Raw genomic sequence first — 984 nt, 5'->3', positions numbered from 1 at the left:
ACAGACAACAACGCAACAATCAGCTACTCAGGAAAAAGCTCAATCAACGTCTGATAGCCCGGGACTACAGGGAGCTTCCGGTATTCCGGATAGCACAACGGCTGCTTCAACGCTGACAGAAATCTCAACACTTACAGAAACAAGACAATCAGTAACATCGCCAACAACAGGCACTACAACTCAGACGACAAAAGCTATACATCAAACGACAAACCAGGAAATAGCATCATCTGAAACCACCACAACAGAAGGAACCTCCGTTAGATCTGACAGCACAACAACACCTCCAAGCTCAACGACCATCTCAACCGCTGCACAGACCAGGCAATCCAGCCTGACGACAACAACAAACCCCGACACTGCCAGGCAGACAGTTATTTCTGGTTCCAGAGATAGCTCAGCCGCTCCTCCATCATTGACGTCGGCATCAACAGGCACGGCTGCCGAACAGGCAACAACACAACAATCAGTCACTCAGGAAAAAGCACAATCAACGTCTGAAACCACCACAACAGAAGACGCCTCTGGTAGAACTGACAGCACAACGGCGCCTCCAACATCAACAACTATCTCAACCGCTGCACAGGCCAGGCAATCTAGCCAAACGAAAGCACCACCCCCCGACACCGCCAGACAGACAGTGACTTCTGGTTCCAGAGATAGCTCAGCTGCTTCTCCATCATTGACGTCGGCATCAACAGGCACGGCTGCCCAACAGACAACAACGCAACAATCAGCTACTCAGGAAAAAGCTCAATCAACGTCTGAGCGCCGTGTAGGGAAAGGGTAGATCTCGGTGGTCGGCTCGCACAACTTAAGAATCAACGCTGACAGAAATCTCAACACTTGCAGAAACAAGACAATCAGTAACATCGCCAACAACAGGTACTACAACTCAGACGACAAAAGCTATACATCAAACGACAAACCAGGAAATAGCATCATCTGAAACCACCACAACAGAAGGAACCTCCGGTAGATCTG

Annotated in this window: 1 protein-coding gene; it reads left to right on the top strand. The window is 49.5% G+C overall.

What is annotated here, in order from left to right; genetic code table 11:
- Positions 1 to 790 (top strand): hypothetical protein (locus tag CX664_RS26785; protein WP_180966625.1); only part of this gene is annotated, 790 nt, incomplete at its 5' end.
- Between the last annotated feature and the right edge of the window lie 194 nt (positions 791 to 984).

Source organism: Endozoicomonas acroporae, from assembly GCF_002864045.1.
Taxonomy (GTDB): Bacteria; Pseudomonadota; Gammaproteobacteria; order Pseudomonadales; family Endozoicomonadaceae; genus Endozoicomonas; species Endozoicomonas acroporae.
Note: the sequence above shows the minus strand (reverse complement) of the source record. Positions and strands in the feature narration are given on the sequence as shown.